General features: G+C 51.2%; 18 protein-coding genes. 14 read left to right on the top strand and 4 right to left on the bottom strand.

Annotated features, from left to right (window positions below):
* Window positions 1-69: 69 nt before the first annotated feature.
* A complete protein-coding gene (ppnN, locus tag DES37_RS01365; protein ID WP_036102604.1) occupies window positions 70-1,434 on the bottom strand; it encodes a nucleotide 5'-monophosphate nucleosidase PpnN in 1,365 nt (454 codons plus the stop codon).
* 171 nt (window positions 1,435-1,605) lie between these two features.
* Window positions 1,606-2,454 (bottom strand): NADPH-dependent 7-cyano-7-deazaguanine reductase QueF, encoded by an 849-nt coding sequence (gene queF / locus DES37_RS01360; protein ID WP_110024582.1) that lies wholly within the window; start codon window positions 2,452-2,454, stop codon window positions 1,606-1,608.
* A 176-nt stretch (window positions 2,455-2,630) separates the two neighbouring features.
* Between queF and syd the strand changes: the two genes are divergently transcribed.
* From syd to DES37_RS01320, 8 genes are all read left to right on the top strand, one after another.
* The gene (gene syd / locus DES37_RS01355; RefSeq protein ID WP_110024581.1) at window positions 2,631-3,179 is read left to right on the top strand and encodes a SecY-interacting protein; all 549 of its coding nucleotides are present in this window, start codon (window positions 2,631-2,633) and stop codon (window positions 3,177-3,179) included.
* A gap of 643 nt (window positions 3,180-3,822) precedes the next feature.
* Window positions 3,823-4,152, top strand: coding sequence for a YqcC family protein (locus DES37_RS01350; RefSeq protein ID WP_036102594.1), 330 nt, complete (start codon window positions 3,823-3,825; stop codon window positions 4,150-4,152).
* Window positions 4,149-4,946: a tRNA pseudouridine(65) synthase TruC gene (gene truC, locus DES37_RS01345; RefSeq protein ID WP_110024580.1), complete on the top strand. Its 798-nt coding sequence runs from the start codon at window positions 4,149-4,151 to the stop codon at window positions 4,944-4,946. Before DES37_RS01350 ends, truC begins: the two co-directional genes overlap by 4 nt.
* A 4-nt stretch (window positions 4,947-4,950) precedes the next feature.
* Window positions 4,951-5,394, top strand: a complete 444-nt coding sequence (locus tag DES37_RS01340; protein ID WP_036102887.1) for a flavodoxin — start codon at window positions 4,951-4,953, stop codon at window positions 5,392-5,394.
* Window positions 5,395-5,785: 391 nt separating this feature from the next.
* Complete coding sequence (locus DES37_RS01335) at window positions 5,786-7,162, top strand: MFS transporter (RefSeq protein WP_110024579.1); 1,377 nt, start codon at window positions 5,786-5,788, stop codon at window positions 7,160-7,162.
* Window positions 7,146-8,507 carry an enolase C-terminal domain-like protein gene (locus DES37_RS01330; RefSeq protein ID WP_110024578.1) on the top strand — a complete coding sequence of 454 codons (1,362 nt, stop codon included), beginning with the start codon at window positions 7,146-7,148 and terminating at the stop codon, window positions 8,505-8,507. The genes DES37_RS01335 and DES37_RS01330 overlap by 17 nt, the downstream gene beginning before the upstream one ends.
* A complete protein-coding gene (gene gudD / locus DES37_RS01325; RefSeq protein WP_110024577.1) occupies window positions 8,507-9,847 on the top strand; it encodes a glucarate dehydratase in 1,341 nt (446 codons plus the stop codon). The genes DES37_RS01330 and gudD overlap by 1 nt, the downstream gene beginning before the upstream one ends.
* A gap of 102 nt (window positions 9,848-9,949) precedes the next feature.
* A complete protein-coding gene (locus DES37_RS01320; protein ID WP_110024576.1) occupies window positions 9,950-11,095 on the top strand; it encodes a glycerate kinase in 1,146 nt (381 codons plus the stop codon).
* A 54-nt stretch (window positions 11,096-11,149) separates the two neighbouring features.
* Here DES37_RS01320 and barA read toward each other — a convergent pair whose 3' ends face one another.
* Window positions 11,150-13,915, bottom strand: coding sequence for a two-component sensor histidine kinase BarA (gene barA, locus DES37_RS01315; protein ID WP_110024575.1), 2,766 nt, complete (start codon window positions 13,913-13,915; stop codon window positions 11,150-11,152).
* A gap of 54 nt (window positions 13,916-13,969) precedes the next feature.
* On the opposite strand from barA, the gene rlmD reads away from it, so the two are divergent.
* From rlmD to queE, 6 genes are all read left to right on the top strand, one after another.
* A complete protein-coding gene (gene rlmD / locus DES37_RS01310; protein WP_110024574.1) occupies window positions 13,970-15,274 on the top strand; it encodes a 23S rRNA (uracil(1939)-C(5))-methyltransferase RlmD in 1,305 nt (434 codons plus the stop codon).
* Between the two features lie 44 nt (window positions 15,275-15,318).
* Window positions 15,319-17,553, top strand: coding sequence for a GTP diphosphokinase (gene relA / locus DES37_RS01305; protein WP_110024573.1), 2,235 nt, complete (start codon window positions 15,319-15,321; stop codon window positions 17,551-17,553).
* Between the two features lie 141 nt (window positions 17,554-17,694).
* Window positions 17,695-18,486 carry a nucleoside triphosphate pyrophosphohydrolase gene (gene mazG / locus DES37_RS01300; RefSeq protein ID WP_110024572.1) on the top strand — a complete coding sequence of 264 codons (792 nt, stop codon included), beginning with the start codon at window positions 17,695-17,697 and terminating at the stop codon, window positions 18,484-18,486.
* Window positions 18,487-18,712: 226 nt separating this feature from the next.
* Window positions 18,713-20,350 (top strand): glutamine hydrolyzing CTP synthase, encoded by a 1,638-nt coding sequence (pyrG, locus tag DES37_RS01295; protein ID WP_036102562.1) that lies wholly within the window; start codon window positions 18,713-18,715, stop codon window positions 20,348-20,350.
* A gap of 190 nt (window positions 20,351-20,540) precedes the next feature.
* Entirely contained in the window at window positions 20,541-21,839 is a 1,299-nt protein-coding gene (gene eno / locus DES37_RS01290) for a phosphopyruvate hydratase (protein WP_036102559.1), read from the top strand.
* A 145-nt stretch (window positions 21,840-21,984) separates the two neighbouring features.
* Window positions 21,985-22,656, top strand: coding sequence for a 7-carboxy-7-deazaguanine synthase QueE (gene queE / locus DES37_RS01285; RefSeq protein WP_110024571.1), 672 nt, complete (start codon window positions 21,985-21,987; stop codon window positions 22,654-22,656).
* Between the two features lie 41 nt (window positions 22,657-22,697).
* On the opposite strand, the gene queD is transcribed toward queE, so the two are convergent.
* The gene (queD, locus tag DES37_RS01280) at window positions 22,698-23,063 is read right to left on the bottom strand and encodes a 6-carboxytetrahydropterin synthase QueD (RefSeq protein ID WP_110024570.1); all 366 of its coding nucleotides are present in this window, start codon (window positions 23,061-23,063) and stop codon (window positions 22,698-22,700) included.
* Window positions 23,064-23,208: the final 145 nt, after the last annotated feature.

The following is a 23,208-nucleotide window of genomic DNA, read 5'->3' as shown; positions in this document are numbered from 1 at the left end:
AAATTTAACCGCAATAAAAAAGGGCAGTGAAGACTGCCCTGTATGAATGGTTACGCATTAACCTGGTTATCAACTACAAATTTCGTAGCAGGGAATGTAGGTCGACCCGGGGAGCTTCATACGATGCTGGGCTACAAAGCCCTGTAGTAAGTCATCCATCCGTTTCATTATCTGGCTGTCACCATGGATTTTATACGGGCCATAGGTTTCAATCGCTTTGATGCCCACCTCTTTCACGTTACCCGCCACAATTCCTGAGAAAGCCCGGCGCAGGTCCGCGGCCAGTTTTTCTGCTGGCTGTTCCGTATGCAGGTTAAGGTTTGCCATATTCTCATGGGTGGGTTCGAAGGGAAGTTGCAGGTCTGGTGCAATACGTAATGACCAGTTAAAGCTGTAAGCATCTCCGCTTTCACGGCGATTCTCTTTCACCAGAGGCATCGCTTTTTTCATTTGGCGCGCCACTTCAGCCGCATCATCAACAATGATGGTGTAATGTTTGCGGGCTTCTTCACCCAGCGTGTTAACAATAAATTCATCCAGCACCCGGAAGTAATCCGCACTGCCTTTCGGCCCGGTGAGAATCAACGGCAGCACCTGGTTCTGGTTTTCCGGATTCATCAGAATGCCGAGCAGGTATAACAGTTCTTCTGCAGTACCGACGCCTCCCGGGAAAATGATGATGCCATGGGCAATACGCACAAATGCTTCAAGGCGTTTTTCAATATCCGGCATGATTATCAGTTCATTAACCAGCGGGTTTGGTGGCTCAGCGGCAATAATTGAAGGCTCAGTCATACCAATGAACCGGCCATCTTTGTAGCGTTGCTGAGCGTGCCCAACCGCCGCACCTTTCATTGGGGCTTCCATTGCACCAGGCCCGCAGCCAGTACAGATATTCAATTCCCGCAAGCCGAGCTGGTTACCTACGCTGCGGCCATACAGATATTCAGTTTCATTAATTGAATGACCACCCCAGCAAACAACCAGGTTCGGGGCTTCACCAACATGCAATGCCCGGGCATTGCGCAAAATCGAAAACACCAGGTTAGTGATATGTGCCGAGGCTTCCAGATCCAGGTGCTGTACACGGCTGGCAAGATTAATTTGCCCGTTAACGAACAGAATATCGCGCAATACGGCAAACAAGTTGGCCTGCAGTGAGCGAATGATATGCCCATCGACAAAGGCATCTTCAGGCGGGTTAATCAGCTCAAGTTTAACGCCACGTTCCCGGCGTAGTACGTTGATGTCGAAATTCTGAAAGCGGGATAACAGCTCTTTGCTGCTGTCTGTCTGGCTACCGGAGTTCAGAACGGCAAGTGAACAGTTACGAAACAGTTGATAAAGATCGCTACTGGCCGTGCGCTTAAGCATGTCGACTTCCAGTTGCGACAACAAATCCATTGAACCAAGTGGGCTGATATGTGTAATCAAGTAGACTCCTTATGGGGCTAAAGGCACAGCTCCCTTTGATTACAATAGCCCTGGCTTGTGTGTTTTAACAACCCACCCGAGTGCAACAGTTTGCATTATTGTGTTGATTCGCGTGTTGGTTCGCATAGCGGAAAGTGATTCAAAGCATTGCTCTTCCATGAGCAACAAAGGCTATTGGCGGGGCAGGCGGCCTGTAGCAGGGGTGAAGGCATAATTGCTGCGCCACGGGTTGATATCCAGACCACCACGGCGTGTATAGCGGGCATAAACACTCAGTGCTTTAGGTTGGCAATAACGCTGAATATCATTGAATATGCGTTCAACACACTGTTCATGGAACTCATTATGATGGCGAAAAGAGACCAGGTAACGCAGCAGTTTTTCGCGATCAATGCGCCTGCCCTGATAGGCGATTTGTACTGACCCCCAGTCCGGCTGGTGAGTAATCAGGCAGTTTGATTTCAGTAAATGGCTGATTAGTGTTTCTTCGATGACCGGGCCTGTGCTTGCGGCACCTTCGAGTAATGTGTCATCAAACTGATAATCATCAATAGTGATATCCTGGTTATCGATACACTCACCGTTAAAAGCGGCGATAGGTTGCCCTTCCAGATCACCAACGCTATACAGTGTGACGGCAACCTGGCCCTTTGCACACTGGCTCAGGTCACGAATCAGTGTCTGGCGCACGTCGTCCCAGCTTTCAAAATGGGTCTGGTTGAAACTGTTGAGGTACAGTTTAAAGCTCTTCGATTCAATCAGGTTAACGCTGCGCGCTTCCAGTTCAACATGCCCTACAGCAACCTGAGGCAGCCCTTTACTGTTAAGCCAGGAGAGTTCGTACAATGTCCAAATGTCGCAACCGTGAAACGGCAGGCTGTCAGCATGCAGCCCCAGTGGGTCGCGGTTCAGGCTGCGGGGTACGGGTTGCAATAAATTAGCGTCGTAGCGATCCCGGTAATCCGTGGTTTTACCCAGTGTAAGGCCACTGAGTGCCTTGTGGTTATCGTAAACAGTCATACTTTACCTTTAAACAGGATGCCGAGAAGGTGGTGTTTATTTTGTTCGTGTAAATTTTGCGGCCGGAAGTTAGCAAGCTACGCTACCATCCTGTATGGTGTCCGCTTTGGTCGTCAACGGTATCTGGCTACTTCTCGCCAGGCCGCCGGTTTGCAGTGACTTCTTCGGAGAAAAGAGTGGATAACGCTGTCCAGAATGCTTTGCAGGATTTTACCACACGATACAGTCAGGCGTGGGAACAACTGTGTGGAACCCACCCGGCGAGTGATGAACTGTTCGGCGTGGCATCACCCTGTATTACGCAAACTAAAGAGGATGTGGTGTACTGGCAACCTCAGCCTTTTAGCCTGTCTGAGGACTTGGGCGCTGTGGAGCGAGCCATGGGGATCACCTTGCAGCCAGCAGTTCATCAGTTTTACACCACGCAATTTGCTGGCGATATGCTGGCAACGTTTGGGGGATTACAGCTCACACTACTGCAAGTATGGAGTGAAGAAGACTTCACCCGCGTGCAGGAGAATGTGATTGGTCACCTGGTCACCCAACGGCGTTTAAAACTGTCCCCAACGGTTTTTATTGGCACAGTGGAAAGTGAGTCTCAGGTGGTTGCTGTGTGTAACCTGAGTGGTGAAGTGGTGCTCGAAACACTGGGGCGGAAGGTACGCCAGGTTCTCGCTCCCTCACTTGTACAGTTCCTTCAGAACGCCAGTCCGCGGACTTTGTAGTCCTTTTGGCTTACAACTTTGTGAGATATCTCTTACAAAGTTGTAGGAAAACTGCCAGAGAAAATGCATTACCTTTTAGATGGTTGTTTTTAAAAAGCTTTTATTATCATTCTGTTAAAGATGAGCTATACATTGGCAGATGAAACTTTACGTAGGGTTTATCTGACGCCATCTTGTAACTGCCTGCTGAATCAGCGATTCTAATGCCATCGACAGGGAGTTGATAATGAAGCAGATATCAGGATGATGTCTCTTCAAACAGGACACACCAGAAGGTGCAACAGGGAAGGCTTCAGGATGAAGCAAAGAGGATAGCGCAAGGTTGCGCAAAAGGACACCTCCAGGATGGAGAATGAGAGCCCGACAGGAGTCAGGTGGGTCAGGATGACTTAAGGACAGATGCGTCGGGGGGCGCTTGTAGCATCGGGAAGACGCGTGCAGGAAGCACTAACACGGATTGTTAATCAGGAAAAGTTGTCAAGGATGAGCAGGGAGCACAATGAGTAGCCGGATAGCTGCTAAACGAACCGGGAGCACTGTTTAACAGTGCTCCCTTTTTTTATTATTGTTTCCCACCCGCTATTTTTCTCATTACAGCCAGCAATGGTATGCTTGCGCCTGTTGATTTTGCCCGGAGAAACCCATGAACCACCACCAGGCGGTGCGCCGCCATCTGCACATGCTTGAACAGCAGTTGCGTGATTGTGGGCAGTGGCAGGCCGAACCGCCTCATGCCAGTGCTTTCGAAAGTTCACAGCCATTCTTTCTTGATACCTTACAACCTTATGAATGGTTGCAATGGGTGCTTATTCCCCGGATGCATGCGTTACTGGATGGCCCACATGCATTACCCGAGAACTTCGCCGTCGCGCCTTATTATGAACAGGCGCTTGCCCCAGGTCATACTGGCCGGGAATCCGTACTGGCGGTGCTGGTAGAACTGGACGCCTTATTTTCAGGTGATAAATCGTGACACTGGAAATTCTCTATCAGGATGACTGGCTGGTTGCAGTCAATAAACCCTCAGGCTGGTTAGTGCACCGTAGTTGGCTGGACCGGGACGAAAAAGTCGTGGTCATGCAGACTGTGCGTGATCAAATCGGCCAGCATGTCTTTACCGTGCATCGACTGGACAGGCCAACATCGGGCGTATTGCTGCTTGGGCTGAGTAGCGAAGCAGGGCGCAGGCTTTCCCGGAAATTTGAACAGCATGAAATTCAAAAACGTTACCATGCGGTTACTCGGGGCTGGCTGGAAGGCGCTGACGTACTGGATTACCCGTTGGTGGAAGAGCTGGATAAAATCGCGGATAAGTTTTCCCGGCAAGATAAAGTGGCCCAGCCAGCCGTAACACAATACCGTGGCCTGGCAACAGTGGAAATGCCGGTGGCTATTGGCCGCTATGACACCGCGCGTTACAGCCTGGTGGAACTGTTACCCCAGACCGGGCGTAAACACCAGTTACGCCGCCATATGGTGCATTTGCGCCACCCCATTATTGGCGATACAAAACATGGCGATTTACGTCAGAACCGTGGCGCCGCCGAGCATTTTGGGTGTAACCGCCTTATGCTACATGCAAGCCAACTGGCGCTGACACACCCTTTTACCGGCGAACCCCTGGTGATAAATGCCGGGCTGGATGAAAGCTGGATGCAGGCATTGTCACATTTTGGCTGGCAAGGGATCCTGAAAGAGAATGAAAGGGTTGAGTTTGTCTCTGGTGGCAGCCAGGATGGGTGTGATTGCGAAACAACAAGAGGTTAACAGGATGGCAGAAGTCGGTATTTTTGTTGGCACCGTGTATGGAAACGCGCTGTTAGTTGCCGAAGAAGCAGAGGCGTTACTAACGCAGCAGGGGCATCATGTCACCATTTTTGAAGACCCTGAAATCGCTGACTGGGCGCGTTACCAGGGCCATTATTCCCTGGTCATTACTTCCACCACCGGCCAGGGAGATTTGCCCGATAACATTCGCGCTCTCTTTCACGCTATTAAGGATGCCGGGTATTTCCCGCAACACCGTTATGGTCTGGTAGCCCTTGGCGACAGTGGCTATGAACACTTTTGCGGTGGTGGTAAGCAGTTTGATGCTCTGCTTCAGGAAGTGGCCGCGCAGCGGGTTGGTGATGTGTTGCTGGTGGATGCAGCAGAAAACCCGGAACCTGAGCAAGTGACCAATGCCTGGGTTGAGCGGTGGGGTAAATTGATTTAATCACCTGATGTTACTGCAATTTCCCTTTCTTTAGTGTGTCTTTCCTCTGCGGCATGGCTGTCAAGTGATGCCGCTCACGTCTCAAAACAATTCACTGCCAAACTCGCTATCTTTGGTAGCTAATCAGGCAATTCGTGAAGAAGTACGCAGCACTTTGGTCTGATGCTTAAATTTCTTATTCCTCGTTTCCTTAATCTTGTGCGGTTGCACGGTGAGCGGTGCATTGCGCGTTTTTATACTGCTTAAGCCAGTACATATTCCGCAGACGTAAAAGCCCTCAGGGCGCCAGATAACAAATAACGCTGCGGCCTTTATTCATCATTCTGAAGTACCCTACAGGTTCTGTTGTTCAGAATGGGAGTCGCTCAACGTAGAGATTCAGGAGCACAACATGAACACAGTCAGCCAGATGGCGGATAACGCACAAAAGCGCACCAACGCCCGATACTGGATTGTGGTGATGCTGTTTATCGTCACCTCATTCAACTATGGTGACCGCGCAACGCTGTCTATTGCCGGTTCTGCTATGGCGAAAGACATTGGTCTTGACCCCGTTGGTATGGGGTACATCTTCTCGGCCTTCTCATGGGCCTATGTGATTGGGCAAATCCCGGGCGGTTGGTTACTCGACCGTTTTGGCTCCAAACGGGTTTATTTCTGGTCTATTTTCACCTGGTCATTGTTTACCTTATTGCAAGGGTTCGTCGATATATTCAGTGGGTTTGGCATTGTCGCTGCGCTGTTTATGTTGCGGTTTCTGGTCGGCCTGGCCGAAGCGCCTTCTTTTCCTGGTAACAGCCGAATTGTTGCCGCCTGGTTTCCCGCACAGGAAAGGGGAACGGCAGTATCTATATTCAACTCAGCACAGTACTTCGCTACCGTTATTTTCGCGCCCATTATGGGCTGGCTGACCCATGCTGTGGGTTGGTCTCATGTGTTCTTCTTTATGGGCGGGCTTGGGATCCTCATCAGCTTCCTGTGGCTCAAAATGATCCACGAACCAAATGACCACCCCGGGGTAAATAAAAAAGAGCTGGAATATATCGAGCAAGGTGGGGCCCTGATCAATATGGATCAGAAAGGGGGTAAGCACCAGGTGCCGATGTCTGAAAAATGGGCTCAAATCAAGCAATTACTGTCATCACGCATGCTGATGGGGGTTTATCTCGGCCAGTATTGCATTAATGCCCTGACTTATTTCTTTATTACCTGGTTCCCGGTTTACCTGGTTCAGGCGCGTGGAATGTCAATCCTTAAAGCCGGGGTTATCGCGTCTGTACCTGCTGTTTGTGGATTCGTTGGCGGCGTGCTGGGGGGAATTATCTCCGACTGGCTGATGCGTCGCACCGGTTCCCTCAATATTGCCCGTAAAGTGCCTATTGTATGCGGCATGTTGTTGTCCATGACCATGGTGCTGTGCAATTACGTTGATGCAGAGTGGATGGTGGTTGGCTTTATGGCGATGGCTTTCTTCGGCAAAGGACTTGGGGCATTAGGCTGGGCGGTGATGGCCGATACCGCGCCAAAAGAGATCAGTGGCCTGAGCGGTGGGCTGTTCAACATGTTTGGTAACCTCTCCGGCATTGTGACGCCGATTGCCATTGGTTACATCATCGGGATGACGGGGTCTTTCCACGGAGCGCTGATTTATGTCGGTATTCATGCTCTGGTTGCGGTGCTGAGCTTCCTGGTCATTGTTGGTGATATCAAGCGTATTGAGCTCAAACCCGTTAAAGGACAGGAGGAGAAACATGCACACACAATCTAGCCCGGTTATCACGGAGATGAAGGTTATCCCCGTGGCAGGTTACGACAGTATGCTGCTCAATATTGGTGGTGCACATAACGCCTGTTTCACACGCAACATCGTCGTGCTTACTGATAACGCCGGACATACCGGTGTTGGAGAAGCTCCTGGCGGCGACGTCATTTATCGCACGTTGAATGACGCTATTCCCCAGGTTGTCGGGCAGGAAGTTGCCCGCCTTAACCGCCTGGTGCAACAGGTGCACAAAGGTAATCAGTCTGCGGATTTTGACACCTTTGGTAAAGGCGCATGGACCTTTGAGTTACGGGTTAATGCTGTCGCTGCTCTGGAAGCCGCTTGCCTGGATTTACTGGGGCAGGTTCTCAATGTTCCGGTATGTGAGCTGTTAGGGCCTGGCCGCCAGCGCGATGCCGTGACGGTTCTGGGGTATCTGTTTTATATCGGAGACCGGCAGAAAACGGATTTGCCCTATCTGGCAAGCAGCCCCGGTTCCCACGACTGGTACCGCCTGCGCCACCAGGAAACGCTCAATTCAGAGGCCATTGTACGCCAGGCTCAGGCTGCGCAAGACCGCTATGGCTTTAAAGATTTCAAACTGAAAGGTGGCGTGTTGTCTGGTGAACAGGAACTTGATGCCGCCGTGCAGCTCAAGAAGCAATTCCCCGATGCCCGCATCACTGTAGACCCGAATGGGGCCTGGTTACTGGATGAAGCCATCACATTGTGCAAAGGCATGAAAGATGTGCTCACGTACGCCGAAGATCCTTGTGGCGCTGAACAGGGTTTTTCTGGCCGCGAAGTGATGGCTGAATTCCGGCGCGCCACCGGGTTGCCTGTGGCAACCAACATGATTGCCACCAACTGGCGTGAAATGGGGCATTCGGTCATGCTGAACGCGGTGGATATCCCGCTGGCAGACCCACACTTCTGGACGCTCAGTGGCGCCATTCGTGTGGCGCAACTGTGTGATGACTGGGGGCTTACCTGGGGTTGCCATTCAAATAACCATTTTGACATTTCACTGGCGATGTTCAGCCATGTTGGCGCGGCAGCCCCCGGGCGGCCCACCGCGCTGGATACTCACTGGATTTGGCAGGAAGGTAACCAGCGGCTGACGAAAAAACCACTGGAAATTGTTAATGGGAAAATCACTGTGCCGGATACCCCCGGGCTGGGTGTGGAACTGGACTGGGAACAGGTTCAGGCAGCTCATGAACTGTATAAAACATTGCCAGCAGGCGCACGGAATGATGCCAGTGCAATGCAGTATTTGGTGCCAGGCTGGACATTTGACCGTAAACGCCCTGCTTTTGGTCGTGATTATATGAACACAAGGACAAGCTAATGAGTAACGTAACTTCTACTCCTGTCGTAACCAGCATGCAGGTTATTCCCGTTGCAGGCCACGACAGCATGCTGATGAATCTGAGTGGCGCTCACGCCCCTTTCTTCACCCGCAATATCGTCATTATTAAAGATAACGCCGGCCATACCGGTGTGGGCGAAATTCCCGGCGGCGAAAAAATCCGTAAAACGCTGGAAGATGCCGCTGAGCTGGTTAAGGGAAAAGCACTGGGCGAATATAAAAATGTGCTTAGCCTGGTTCGCCAAACATTTGCAGACCGCGATGCTGGTGGCCGCGGGTTACAAACGTTTGATTTACGTACCACGATTCATGTTGTGACCGGCATCGAAGCGGCACTGCTGGATCTGCTGGGCCAACACCTGGGTGTTAACGTTGCAACATTGCTGGGCGATGGGCAACAACGTAGTGAAGTTGAAATGCTGGGCTACCTGTTTTTCGTTGGTGACCGTACACAGACACCTCTGCCTTACCAAAACCAGGCAGATGAAAAATGCGACTGGTATCGCTTGCGCCATGATAAAGCCATGACTCCAGACAGCGTGGTGCGCCTGGCTGAAGCTGCTTATGAAAAGTACGGCTTTAATGATTTTAAACTGAAAGGCGGTGTACTTGCTGGCGAAGAAGAAGCCGAAGCGGTTACTGCACTGGCAAAACGTTTCCCCAAAGCGCGGGTTACCCTGGATCCGAATGGTGCCTGGTCTCTGAATGAAGCGATTGCGTTGGGCAAACAACTTAAAGGTGTGCTGGCATACGCAGAAGATCCTTGCGGTGCGGAACAAGGTTTCTCAGGCCGTGAAGTGATGGCTGAGTTCCGCCGTGCTACCGGTCTGCCCACCGCAACCAACATGATTGCTACAGACTGGCGGCAGATGGGCCATACTTTATCGCTCCAGTCTGTGGATATCCCGCTGGCGGACCCGCATTTTTGGACAATGCAGGGTTCAGTGCGTGTTGCTCAAATGTGCCATGATTTTGGGCTGACATGGGGATCGCATTCCAATAACCATTTTGATGTTTCTTTGGCTATGTTTACCCATGTGGCAGCTGCGGCACCGGGGAATGTGACCGCTATTGATACCCACTGGATCTGGCAGGAAGGCAACCAGCGTCTGACTCGCGAACCACTGCAAATTAAAGGCGGTATGGTTCAGGTGCCGGCCAAACCAGGTCTGGGAGTTGAGCTGGATATGGACCAGGTCATGAAAGCCCATGAGCTGTATCAAAAACATGGACTTGGCGCACGTGATGATGCCATGGCTATGCAGTATCTTATCCCCGACTGGACGTTTGATAACAAGCGCCCGTGCATGGTGCGTTAACCGGTATTTTAACCATCATGTAGCCAGGCTTGTGCCATTACAGGCCTGGCATTGCCAGTCAACACGTAACCAAGAAATCACCGTTAAGCAGAGGGATGGCATATGAAAATAGTGATTGCACCTGATTCATTTAAAGAGAGCCTGAGTGCGCAAGAGGTTGCCGGGCATATCCGGTCAGGTTTTCAGGAAATCTACCCTGAAGCGAAGTATGTGTGCGTACCGGTCGCCGACGGCGGAGAAGGAACCGTTGATGCGATGGTGGCGGCAACACAGGGGAGCATCATTGAAGTCAGTGTGTCAGGCCCTCTGGGTGAACTTTGTGACAGTTTTTATGGTATTTCCGGCGATGGCAATGTGGCGTTTATTGAAATGGCGGCAGCCAGTGGCCTTGAGCTACTGCCAGCCGGGCAGCGTAACCCATTGCTGACAACATCCTGGGGGACCGGGGAGTTGATTCGCCATGCCCTTGAGAAGGGCGTGAAGCACATCATTATTGGCCTGGGCGGTAGTGCAACCAACGATGGTGGTGCAGGAATGATTCAGGCTTTGGGTGCCCGTTTACTGGACAGCCAGGGCCAGCTGCTTCCCGCCGGGGGAGCGGCATTACAGAAACTGGACCGGATTGATATCAGCGGCCTGGACCCGCGGCTGGCAAAATGCCAGATTGACGCGGCATGCGATGTAACCAACCCACTGACCGGCCCGCAGGGCGCTTCTGCGGTGTTTGGCCCACAAAAAGGGGCTTGTGCTGAAATGGTCGGGCAACTGGACAAGGCACTCGAGCACTATGCTGGCATCATCGCGAAAACGCTGGATAAAGATGTTCTGAATCTGCCGGGTGCGGGTGCAGCCGGTGGGATGGGGGCGGCGTTGTATGCTTTTTGCCAGGCGCGCTTACGCCCGGGAATCGAGATAGTAACAGAAGCATTGTCGCTGGCAGATATCATCAAGGATGCTGACCTGGTCATTACCGGAGAAGGGCGTATCGACAGCCAGAGTATTCACGGCAAAGTGCCGGTGGGTGTTGCCAGTATTGCGGAACGGTTTAATAAGCCCGTTATCGGGATTGGCGGTAGCCTTTCCAGTGATGTCTCTGTTGTTTACCAGCATGGTCTGAATGCTGTATTCAGTGTACTGAGCCGCGTGTGCACCCTGGAAGAGGCTCTGAATGATGCAGGCGAAAACCTGGAACATACGGCACGTAATATTGCGGCTATTCTCAAGGTGGGCCAAAAACTCGCGCAGTAACCGCTTTTGTTGATGCTGCTTTCTGCCCGTTGGTTGCAACGGGCAGTGACTGTGTTATCCAAGGATTTTTTTCGCGGCTTTGGCGACATTATCCATTTCATCCAGTAATTCGAGTAATTCCGGCTCAAGGTCACTGGCTGGCGTCTCGTTCCGCAGTGCCTGCTCTATCAGGAAACAGAGGTTTTTCAGCCGGGGCACACCACTATACCCACAGCTACCATGCAGTTTGTGAATGTTGTCCAGCAAGTCTCCAGGTGCTTCCCCTACCAGTTGCTCTTCTACGGTATTGCGTACTTCTGGTAAGAAATCTATCAACATCTGTAGCATGTCTCGTGCCAGATCCACCTTATTTGCTGCCTGGCGTATTGCCAGTTGCCAGTCCAGAGAGACGTCATTGGCTGGTAATGGGATATCCTGTTGCTGGAATGCCGTAGTAGCGGGCAACATGCCATGAGACGATGAGTGGTAACGCAATAACAGGCTGCGTAATTTGTCTTCTTCAATCGGTTTTGCCAGGTAGTCATTCATACCGGCACGCAGCATTTTCTCTTTCTGCCCGGCAATGGCGTGAGCGGTAACCGCCACCACTGGCGTTTTGTGCAAATGAGGCATCTGGCGAATTAACTCACAGGCATGAATGCCATCCATATCCGGCATCTGGATATCCATCAGAATAATATCGTAATGACCACTGCGGGCTTTCTCCACAGCCTGGCGGCCACTGTTGCACAGCACTACTTGCTGCACTAAATCTTCCAGTAATACGCCAATCAGTTTCAGGTTAGCCGGATTGTCATCGACAGCCATCACCGTTATTGGCAGCGGGCTGTATGGGTGAATATCATCGTGGCGCTCAGGGTGGTTACCACAGCATTCAGCCAGCAGTGGCAGCAGGCGAGTTGGTGTAATAGGTTTCAGAATACAGGCGGCGGCACCGCCTTTTTTCAGGCCTTCCGCATCAATTTGCGCATAACAGGGCAGAGCGATAATCAGGCTGGTACAGCGTTGTAACGCCCGGGCAAACAAGTCCTGTTCCATTGATAATGGTTCGTGGGAGGTCACTGACACACCCATGATCAGCACATCGATTCTCTCTGCTTTTAAATCATCCAGTTTGGCACGCCATGAGACTTGTGCCGGTGTGGATTCCAGCCACTCCAGCGTGCTTTGCGCTGCAGTATGGTTAGGCTCAATATAGGCGATATGCTTGCCTGCCAGAAACTCGGTGATATGCATATCTCTGATGGCATTGGGGTTCAGGTCAATATTAATCGTGAACCAGAAGGTTGAACCCTGGCCCGGCTGGCTGTGGAACGAGATATCGCCACCCATCGAATTAACCAGCTTCTGCGTGATAACCAGACCCAGGCCAGTGCCACCATGGCGGCGAGAAATGCTGGCATCTGCCTGGCGGAAGGCCTGGAATAACCGTGACTGGTCGCGTTCCGGAATACCAATCCCTGTGTCATGAATGCGAATTTCGATTTGTGCTTTTTGGTTGGCGTGTGAACGGCACTCCACCACAATATCAATGTTGCCCTGTTCCGTGAATTTAATAGCGTTCCCCACCAGATTGGTGATGATTTGCTGCAGGCGTAGCGGGTCGCCAATGACACTATCCGGCACATCATTTTTTATACTGAGTGTCAGTTCCAGGCCTTTGTCATGGGCGGAATGAGCCAACAGAGTAACCACATCATCCATCGTGTTATGGAGCAAAAAGGGGATACTTTCCAGAATCAGTTTGCCCGCTTCCAGTTTGGAAAAATCCAGAACGTCATTGATGATTGCCAGCAAGTTATTAGCTGAGCGCTCAATGGTTTGCAGGTGATCACGTTGTGTGTCGTTCAGTTCCGTTTTGAGTGTCAGCCGGGTAAAGCCAATAACACCATTAAGTGGTGTACGCAATTCATGGGACATATTTGCCAGGAACTCGGATTTGATACGGGCGGCTTCCTGAGCGCGTTTTTTGGCGAGATCCAGTTCGACGTTCTGGATTTCCATCTGCTCCAGGGTTTCTCGTAAATCCGATGTCGCCTGGTCAACGTTATGCTGCATTTCTTCGTGGTACGCCGTTATCGACATGGCCATGGCGTTGATACCATTTTTCAGCATATCAAGTTCGCCAAGCATAAAACCTTCGACGCGCGTATCGAGTTGCCCACGGCGTATCTGGTCTACCGTATTGACCATATTGCGAATCGGGCGGGTGACATCTTTCATTAAGCGCCAGGCAAACCCAAGTGCGATAGCCACACAGAGAATAAGCATGAGTGATGCCATGAAAATTTCTTTGTACTGCTGTAAGCGTACTGAGCGCAAATCCAACTCAAGAGCAACATAACCCAATGTATTATGTGGTTGTTTCGCTCCTGCAACCGGGGATTCATCCGGTTGGTAGTCTTCAGAAATGATGGGAGTACGGAGTATCAGGCTGTTGCTGTCCTGCTGTGTGATAGTGAGCTTCCGGGGAACCGGCTGGCCTGGGGCCAGGCGTAAATTATCCGGCGAAAGATGGTAATTAGATGTAACAAACAGGTTGTTCTTGTCATCATACACCGCGATGGCGCGTACAATATCAGAATGGCGGCGATGCAACACACTGACTAACTGGCGTATCGATTCACGGTTATCCAGATCCATGCCGTATTCACTGGAGACAGCCAGTGGTTCAATGATACTGGCTCCGGCATCTTCCAGTTGGCGTTGTAAATCGGTATAGCGATGTACAACGAAAAAGATACTCAACAACAAACCGATCAACACCGTGGGTGCCAGGATCAGTACCATCATTCGGGCTCTGAGGCTGTAGTTGGTCATGACGTTCCAGTATGGGACAATATGTCGCAGTAATTATTAAGTAAAAACGAGCACATGGCGCAATTCTACTCTGCAAAAAGACGCGTGGCGACGCGTCAATCACTCACCGTTACTATTGACGACCTGGACACCTTTGGGCAAGGCGTGGCACGCCACAACGGTAAAGCATTATTTATTCCTGGCGCACTGCCGGGTGAGCGTGTTGATGTCACCATTACCGAAGATAAGCGCCAGTATTCCAAAGGAAAACTGTTACGCAGGCTGAATGACAGCCCGGAACGGGTCTCACCCGTCTGCCCCCATTTTGGCGTATGTGGCGGCTGCCAACAACAACATGCTTCAGTTACCCTGCAGCAGCAAAGTAAATCCCGCTCTCTGGCCCGCATGTTAAAACGCCCTGTAGATGATGTCATTACAGGTACACCCTGGGCATACCGACGCCGTGCACGGCTTAGTCTGAATTTTATTCCCAAAACGCAGTCTTTACAGATGGGCTTTCGCAAAAGTGCCAGTAATGACCTGGTAACCATACAGCAATGCCCGGTTTTGGTGCGTCGCCTTGAAGCATTATTAAAACCACTGCAGGCTTGTTTACAACAATTGCAGGGGGCTCGCTATCTTGGCCATGTGGAGCTGGTGGATGCTGAAAATGGCCCGGTCATGGTGCTGCGCCACACCCGCCCGTTAAATTCGCAAGACCAGGAAAAACTGGAACAATTTTCGCATTTACACGAGGTGACGCTATTTCTGGCACCGGAAAGTGACGTATTAACAAGAATCAGCGGTGATACACCATGGTATCTGTCGGACGGTCTACGCTTAAGCTTTAGCCCGCGAGATTTTATCCAGGTGAATGACCAGGTTAATCAGCAAATGGTGGCTCGGGCTTGCGAGTGGCTGGCTGTTACACCACAGGACCGGGTTTTGGACCTGTTTTGTGGCATGGGGAATTTTACCCTGCCGCTGGCAAAACGCGCGGCGCAGGTTGTTGGGGTGGAAGGGGTTCCTGCTTTGGTAGAAAAGGCGCAACAAAATGCCCTTGATAATGGTTGTCTGAACGCCATGTTCTACCATGAGAACCTGGAATTGGATGTTACCCGGCAACCCTGGGCCAGGCAGGGTTTTACCAAAGTATTACTCGACCCGGCCCGGGCGGGTGCTGCGGTGGTCATACCCCAGGTTATCCGGCTCGCGCCAGAAAAGGTTGTTTATGTATCCTGTAACCCGGCGACTCTGGCGCGTGACAGCGAGGTATTACAGGCCGCGGGTTACCCGATTACACGGCTGGTAATGTTGGACATGTTCCCGCACACTGGTCACCTGGAATCGATGGTGTTGTTCGAAAAATCAAAAGATTGAAACTGGCTCCCATCTGCCAGAATGAGTCCCGAAAGGAGAGGACAATGGTTGCGGTAAGAAGTGCACATATCAATAACGTTGGCGAGTTTGCCCCTGAAACATGGATAAAAAGTCTGGGTATAGCGAGCCAGCAGTCGTGCGCCCGCTTAGCGGATACCGTGCGCTATTGCCAGCAGCAAATTGAAGGCCATGACGACGCCAACCTGATTCTGTGGCGTGGTGTGGAAATGGTCGAAATCCTCACCATGTTGAGTATGGATACCGACACGCTGTGCTCCGCACTGCTCTTCCCGCTGGCAGATAACCAGGTGGTCAGCGAAAGCGACATCCAGGAAGCCATGGGCAAATCGGTTGCCTCGCTGATTCATGGTGTGCGTGACATGGATGCCATTCGCCAGTTGAAAGCCACCCATACAGACGCAGTCTCTTCAGAACAGGTTGATAATGTCCGCCGTATGCTGCTGGCAATGGTGGATGATTTCCGCTGCGTGGTCATCAAACTGGCTGAACGTATCGTACATTTGCGCGAAGTGAAAGATGCGCCGGAAGATGAACGCGTACTGGCGGCAAAAGAATGTACCAATATTTATGCCCCGCTGGCGAACCGCCTGGGGATCGGGCAACTGAAATGGGAACTGGAAGATTATTGCTTCCGCTACCTGCACCCCGATGAGTACAAACGGATTGCTAAATTGCTGCACGAGCGGCGGCTTGACCGCGAACACTACATTGAAGAGTTCGTTGGGCAACTGCGTGAATCCATCAAAGAAGAAGGTGTGAAGGCTGAGGTTTACGGCCGACCAAAACATATTTACAGCATTTGGCGCAAGATGCAGAAAAAGCATCTGGCGTTTGATGAGTTGTTTGATGTGCGAGCAGTGCGCATCGTGGCTGAACGTTTGCAGGATTGCTACGCGGCATTGGGGATTGTGCATACCCATTATCGCCACTTGCCCGATGAGTTCGATGACTATGTCGCGAACCCTAAACCCAATGGCTACCAGTCAATTCATACGGTGGTTCTGGGGCCGGGAGGGAAAACGGTAGAGATCCAGATTCGTACCAAACAGATGCACGAAGATGCAGAACTGGGCGTTGCCGCGCACTGGAAGTACAAAGAAGGTACTGCATCGGCCAGTGGCCGTTCAGGCCATGAAGACCGCATTGCCTGGCTGCGTAAACTGATAGCCTGGCAAGAAGAGATGGCAGATACCGGTGAAATGCTGGATGAAGTGCGCAGCCAGGTATTCGATGACAGGGTCTACGTCTTTACCCCGAAAGGTGATGTCGTTGACCTGCCAGCCGGGTCTACACCGCTCGATTTTGCCTACCACATCCACAGTGATGTGGGCCACCGCTGCATTGGCGCGAAAATAGGTGGGCGTATTGTCCCGTTCACCTACCAATTGCAGATGGGCGACCAGATTGACATCATCACGCAGAAACAGCCTAACCCAAGCCGCGACTGGTTAAACCCCAACCTGGGGTATGTGGCAACCAGCCGTGCCAGGGCCAAGATTCACGCCTGGTTCCGTAAGCAGGATCGGGATAAAAATATCCTTGCCGGGCGCCAGATCCTTGATGATGAACTGGCGCATTTAGGTATCAGCCTGAAAGATGCCGAAAAACACCTGTTGCCGCGTTACAACTTCAATGAAGTGGAGGAATTACTGGCAGCAATTGGCGGCGGCGATATTCGCCTGAACCAAATGGTGAATTTCCTGCAATCGCAGTTTAATAAGCCCAGTGCGGAAGAGCAGGATGCACAGGCACTAAAACAGCTCCAGCAAAAAAACTACGCTCCGCAAGGCCAAAGCCGCAAAGACAATGGCCGGGTTGTAGTGGAAGGTGTGGGTAACCTGATGCACCATATCGCCCGTTGCTGCCAACCAATTCCGGGGGACGATATCACTGGTTATATCACCCAGGGGCGCGGTATTTCTATTCACCGTGCAGACTGCGAGCAACTGGCGGAGTTACAGGCCAATGCGCCGGAGCGCGTGGTTGATGCGGTGTGGGGTGAAAGCTATTCCAGTGGTTACTCGCTGGTGGTGCGGGTAACGGCAAATGACCGCAGTGGTCTTTTGCGTGATATCACCACCATTCTGGCTAACGAAAAAGTTAACGTGCTGGGTGTTGCCAGCCGTAGCGATGTGAAGCAGCAACTGGCAACCATTGATATGGATATCGAAATCTACAACCAGCAGGTGTTGGGGCGCGTGTTGAGCAAGCTTAACCAACTGCCGGATGTGATTGACGCACGCCGTTTGCACGGTTAACTCACACGGCTTCAATGTATACCTCTCACCCGTTGATACACTCCCGGCAGGGTTCTCTGCCCGGGAGTGTTATTTTGCACATGCCAGTCGGTAGTCATCCCTCATGGTTTGTTTTCTCGCTGTAATCTTTAAGGAACCGAAATGACCGAAATAGAACGCCTGTTGGGCATTATGCGGCGCTTGCGTGACCCGCAAAGTGGTTGTCCGTGGGATAAAGAGCAAACGTTCTCCAGTATCGCTCCCTATACTCTGGAAGAAACTTACGAAGTGCTGGATGCGATTGCACGGGAAGATTTTGACGATTTGCGTGGCGAACTGGGGGATTTATTATTTCAGGTCGTGTTTTACGCACAAATGGCGCAGGAGGCAGGGCATTTCGATTTTGCCAGTGTGTGCGCCGCAATCAGCGACAAGCTGGAACGCCGCCACCCGCATATTTTCGGTGATGCCACACTGAATGACAGTGAAGCAGTGCTCGCCAATTGGGAAAAAACGAAACGCGAAGAGCGTGCAGAAAAAGAACAATTTTCAGTGCTGGATGATATCCCGCATTCACTGCCAGCGCTGATGCGGGCACATAAAATACAAAAACGCTGCTCAGCAGTCGGGTTCGACTGGACAACGCTTGGCCCGGTTCTGGAAAAAGTGCATGAGGAAATTGATGAAGTTATGCATGAAGCCAGCCAGGCGGTGGTGGATGAAGATAAACTGGAAGAAGAAGTGGGCGATTTGTTGTTTGCCACAGTCAATTTATCGCGCCATTTAGGGAAAAAAGCCGAAACAGCACTCCAAAAAGCGAACCTGAAATTTGAACGCCGTTTTCGCCAGGTTGAGGCGATTATCCGCCAGCAGGGGCTGACACTCGAACAGGCCACTCTGGTACAGATGGAGCGCGCGTGGCAGCAAGTTAAGTGCCAGGAAATTGATATTTAAATGGTTTTTACGATCAAGCGCGAGTTAGCTGAAAAATTAAATAACAAGCGCTTGATTTACGTCAAAAACATTTATGGCTGACAAGCTATTTTCTTCGCTCGTACTACGTTCGGTGTCCGGCCAGAGAGTGAAGAATGAAAGTTTGTGAGCGATGCGCTGTTCAGGTATACTACTTTCCCGTCCTGGTTATTCCATCGTCTTTTAAACCTAACTTCTCAGGTTCAGCATGACAACGAACTATATTTTTGTGACCGGCGGGGTTGTTTCCTCTCTGGGTAAAGGCATTGCCGCAGCCTCCCTTGCCGCTATTCTCGAAGCCCGCGGGCTCAATGTATCCATGATGAAACTGGATCCGTACATCAACGTCGATCCGGGTACTATGAGTCCAATCCAGCATGGGGAAGTGTTCGTTACTGAAGACGGCGCTGAGACCGATCTGGACCTGGGCCACTACGAACGCTTCATCCGTACCAAGATGACCCGTCGTAACAACTTCACTACCGGGCGTATCTACTCCGATGTTCTGCGTAAAGAACGTCGTGGTGATTACCTTGGGGCGACAGTTCAGGTTATTCCACATATCACCAACGCTATCAAAGAGCGCATCATTGAAGGTGGCGAAGGCCACGATGTTGTTCTGGTTGAAATCGGCGGTACCGTTGGCGATATCGAATCTTTACCATTCCTGGAAGCAATTCGCCAGATGGCAGCCGAAGTCGGTCGTGAACGTACTCTGTACATGCACCTGACTCTGGTTCCATACCTGGGTGCTTCTGGTGAAGTGAAAACCAAACCGACACAGCATTCTGTTAAAGAGCTGCTGTCTATTGGGATCCAGCCAGATATCCTGATTTGCCGTTCAGACCGTGCGGTTCCGGCTAACGAACGTGCGAAAATTGCTTTGTTCTGTAACGTCCCGGAAAAAGCTGTTATTTCTCTGAAAGACGTCGATTCTATCTATAAAATTCCGGGCCTGTTGAAATCACAGGGGCTGGACGATTATATTTGTAAACGATTCAGCTTAACCTGCCCGGAAGCCAACCTCTCCGAGTGGGAACAAGTTTTATACGAAGAAGCAAACCCGGCAGGCGAAGTGACCATCGGTATGGTGGGCAAATACATCGAGCTGCCAGATGCATATAAATCGGTGATTGAAGCACTGAAACACGGTGGTCTGAAAAACCGTTTAACCGTGAACATCAAGCTTATCGATTCACAGGATATAGAAACGCGTGGCACCGAGCTGCTTAAAGGCCTCGATGCAATTCTTATCCCTGGTGGCTTTGGCTACCGTGGTGTGGAAGGTAAAATCGCCACTGCGCGTTATGCCCGTGAGAACAAAATCCCTTACCTGGGTATCTGCCTGGGAATGCAGGTCGCGCTGATTGAGTTTGCACGCGATGTGGTAGGGATGAAGGATGCTAACTCAACTGAATTTGTGCCAGACTGTAAGTATCCGGTGGTTGCACTGATTACTGAATGGCGTGACGAAGACGGTAACGTTGAAGTCCGCACTGAGAAAAGTGATCTTGGTGGTACGATGCGTTTAGGTGGTCAGCAATGCCAACTGAGCGACGACAGCCTGGTGCGTAAAATGTATGGCGCGCCGGTGATTGTTGAACGTCATCGTCATCGCTATGAAGTCAACAACATGTTGTTGAAACAAATTGAAGCCGCAGGGCTGCGTATTGCGGGTCGTTCCGGTGATGACCAACTGGTTGAAATTATTGAAGTGGCTGACCATCCGTGGTTTGTTGCCTGCCAGTTCCACCCGGAATTCACTTCCACGCCGCGCGATGGGCATCCACTGTTTGCAGGCTTTGTGAAAGCCGCCGGTGAATACCAGAAACGGCAAGAGAAGTAATATTAGTACGGCAACGCGGCGGGGTCGGTAAGTGCCTGCCACGCTGGTATTGTAGCCCGCGAACGTATCCGGGGGCCTGGTGGTTGTACCAGGTTGCCTGGAAACGTTAGCGGGCTAAAACAGTTGTAATGGGCTACACTGGCGCGTTGTTGTCTGGAGTTTTAGTTTAACTTGTACTGAGGAAAACCTAATGTCCAAAATCGTTAAAGTCATCGGTCGTGAAATCATCGACTCTCGTGGTAACCCGACTGTTGAAGCCGAAGTTCACCTGGAAGGCGGTTTCGTAGGTATGGCTGCAGCCCCGTCAGGTGCTTCCACTGGTTCCCGCGAAGCGCTGGAACTGCGCGATGGCGACAAATCCCGTTTCATGGGTAAAGGCGTAACCAAAGCTGTTGCTGCGGTAAACGGCCCGATTGCTCAGGCTGTTCTGGGTAAAGACGCTAAAGATCAAGCTGCTATCGACCAGATCATGATCGATCTGGATGGTACTGAAAACAAATCTAACTTCGGTGCTAACGCAATCCTGGCTGTGTCTCTGGCTAACGCCAAAGCTGCCGCTGCTGCTAAAGGCATGCCGCTGTACGAACACATCTCTGAACTGAACGGCACTCCGGGTAAATACTCCATGCCGCTGCCAATGATGAACATCATCAACGGTGGTGAACACGCTGATAACAACGTGGACATCCAGGAATTCATGATTCAGCCTGTTGGCGCTAAAACTGTTAAAGAAGCGATCCGTATCGGTTCTGAAGTTTTCCACAACCTGGCTAAGGTTCTGAAATCTAAAGGCATGAGCACTGCTGTTGGTGACGAAGGTGGCTATGCGCCTAACCTGGGTTCTAACGCAGAAGCACTGGCTGTTATCGCTGAAGCTGTTAAAGCTGCTGGCTATGAGCTGGGCAAAGACGTTACTCTGGCTATGGACTGTGCTGCTTCTGAATTCTACAAAGACGGCAAATATGTTCTGGCTGGCGAAGGTAACAAAGCGTTCACTTCTGAAGAGTTCACTCACTTCCTGGAAGACCTGACCAAACAGTACCCGATCGTATCTATCGAAGACGGTCTGGACGAATCTGACTGGGACGGTTTTGCATACCAGACTAAAGCTCTGGGCAACAAAATCCAGCTGGTTGGTGACGATCTGTTCGTAACCAACACCAAAATCCTGAAAGAAGGTATCGAAAAAGGTATCGCTAACTCCATCCTGATCAAATTCAACCAGATCGGTTCTCTGACTGAAACTCTGGCTGCTATCAAGATGGCGAAAGATGCTGGCTACACTGCCGTTATCTCTCACCGTTCTGGCGAAACTGAAGATGCAACCATCGCTGACCTGGCGGTAGGTACTGCAGCAGGCCAGATCAAAACGGGTTCTATGAGCCGTTCTGACCGTGTTGCTAAATACAACCAGCTGATTCGTATCGAAGAAGCTCTGGGTGACCGCGCACCGTTCAACGGTCTGAAAGAAGTGAAAGGCCAGGCTTAATCGTCTGCTCTCTTACTGAAAAAACCCGCTTCGGCGGGTTTTTTTGTGCCTGATATTTTCGGTTCTGTGGCACGGTTTCATTACCGACATGATCTGCCCGCCAGGATCTGCGATAATAACGGTTTATTCCTTTACCGAGTTGACTATGCAGTACCCGATTAATGAGATTTTCCAGACCTTGCAGGGCGAGGGTTACTTTACTGGCGTGCCAGCCATTTTTATTCGCTTACAGGGTTGCCCGGTGGGTTGCGCCTGGTGTGATACTAAACACACCTGGGATAAGCTCGCGGAACGGGAAGTCTCGCTGTTTTCGGTCATGGCGAAAACGAAAGAGAGTGATAAGTGGGCTGCGTCAACACCAGAAGAGTTGCTTGCTGTTGTCAACCGTCAGGGTTACACCGCGCGCCATGTGGTGATTACCGGTGGTGAGCCTTGTATTCACGATTTAACGCCACTTACGCAGTTGCTCGAACAACACGGTTACCAGTGCCAGATTGAAACCAGTGGTACGCATGAGGTGCTGGCAACGGCAAACACCTGGGTTACCGTTTCACCCAAAGTGAATATGCGCGGTGGTTATGATGTGCTGGGGCAGGCACTGGTGCGGGCCGATGAAATCAAACACCCGGTAGGCCGGGTGCGAGATATCGAAGCACTGGATGCCCTGCTTGCAACGCTCACTGATGAGAAACCGCGCATTATCGCGCTTCAGCCCATCAGCCAGAAAGAAGACGCCACTCGTTTATGTATTGAAACCTGTATTGAGCGTAACTGGCGGTTATCCATGCAGACGCACAAATATCTGAACATAGCCTGAGGCGGGGCGTGTGCCCCGCTTTTGGGGCACGCGAGAGGGAATCAGGCTTCGCCGCGGTAAACACAACCTGCGGTACAAGTCTCTTGAACCATTACAGCGCTCAACAAGGGTAACTGAGGCTTGAGTTGATCCCATACCCACTTCGCCAGCACTTCACTGGTGGGGTTTTCAAGCCCGGGGATATCGTTGAGATAATGGTGATCAAGGCGCTCCCAGGTCGGCTTAAATACGGCTTTGAGTTCGGCAAAATCAATAATCCAGCCGGTGTAAGGGTCAACTTCGCCGGTCACTTCCAGGCGCACCATAAAGGAATGCCCGTGCAGGCGGCCGCATTTGTGGCCTTCCGGAACATGGGGAAGGCGGTGCGCCGCTTCAAATGTAAAATCTTTAAATAAGCTGGTAGCCATAGGGAGTCCTGGTAAAGCAAAAAAACCGCCGCATAGTACATTAAATGGCTGTTTTACGCACTAACAATACTTGTCTTTACACCTGCTTTGTATGCCTGCGATTTCCAGACGCTGGCGCGCCTTGCCAGTAAATTATTTCTCCCCG

The sequence above is a fragment of the Mangrovibacter plantisponsor genome (genome assembly GCF_003182475.1).
Taxonomy (GTDB): Bacteria; Pseudomonadota; Gammaproteobacteria; order Enterobacterales; family Enterobacteriaceae; genus Mangrovibacter; species Mangrovibacter plantisponsor.
This window is presented reverse-complemented; position numbering and strand designations above follow the sequence as displayed.

What these genes read in the sequence shown, in the direction of transcription:
- DES37_RS01320 (WP_110024576.1), top strand. Translation starts at nt 9,950, where the DNA reads ATGAAAATAGTGATTGCACCTGATTCATTTAAAGAGAGCCTGAGTGCG.
- queF (WP_110024582.1), bottom strand. Translation starts at nt 2,454, where the DNA reads ATGACTGTTTACGATAACCACAAGGCACTCAGTGGCCTTACACTGGGT.
- mazG (WP_110024572.1), top strand. Translation starts at nt 17,695, where the DNA reads ATGACCGAAATAGAACGCCTGTTGGGCATTATGCGGCGCTTGCGTGAC.
- pyrG (WP_036102562.1), top strand. Translation starts at nt 18,713, where the DNA reads ATGACAACGAACTATATTTTTGTGACCGGCGGGGTTGTTTCCTCTCTG.
- queE (WP_110024571.1), top strand. Translation starts at nt 21,985, where the DNA reads ATGCAGTACCCGATTAATGAGATTTTCCAGACCTTGCAGGGCGAGGGT.
- barA (WP_110024575.1), bottom strand. Translation starts at nt 13,915, where the DNA reads ATGACCAACTACAGCCTCAGAGCCCGAATGATGGTACTGATCCTGGCA.
- gudD (WP_110024577.1), top strand. Translation starts at nt 8,507, where the DNA reads ATGAGTAACGTAACTTCTACTCCTGTCGTAACCAGCATGCAGGTTATT.
- rlmD (WP_110024574.1), top strand. Translation starts at nt 13,970, where the DNA reads ATGGCGCAATTCTACTCTGCAAAAAGACGCGTGGCGACGCGTCAATCA.
- queD (WP_110024570.1), bottom strand. Translation starts at nt 23,063, where the DNA reads ATGGCTACCAGCTTATTTAAAGATTTTACATTTGAAGCGGCGCACCGC.
- DES37_RS01335 (WP_110024579.1), top strand. Translation starts at nt 5,786, where the DNA reads ATGAACACAGTCAGCCAGATGGCGGATAACGCACAAAAGCGCACCAAC.
- DES37_RS01340 (WP_036102887.1), top strand. Translation starts at nt 4,951, where the DNA reads ATGGCAGAAGTCGGTATTTTTGTTGGCACCGTGTATGGAAACGCGCTG.
- eno (WP_036102559.1), top strand. Translation starts at nt 20,541, where the DNA reads ATGTCCAAAATCGTTAAAGTCATCGGTCGTGAAATCATCGACTCTCGT.
- DES37_RS01350 (WP_036102594.1), top strand. Translation starts at nt 3,823, where the DNA reads ATGAACCACCACCAGGCGGTGCGCCGCCATCTGCACATGCTTGAACAG.
- DES37_RS01330 (WP_110024578.1), top strand. Translation starts at nt 7,146, where the DNA reads ATGCACACACAATCTAGCCCGGTTATCACGGAGATGAAGGTTATCCCC.
- relA (WP_110024573.1), top strand. Translation starts at nt 15,319, where the DNA reads ATGGTTGCGGTAAGAAGTGCACATATCAATAACGTTGGCGAGTTTGCC.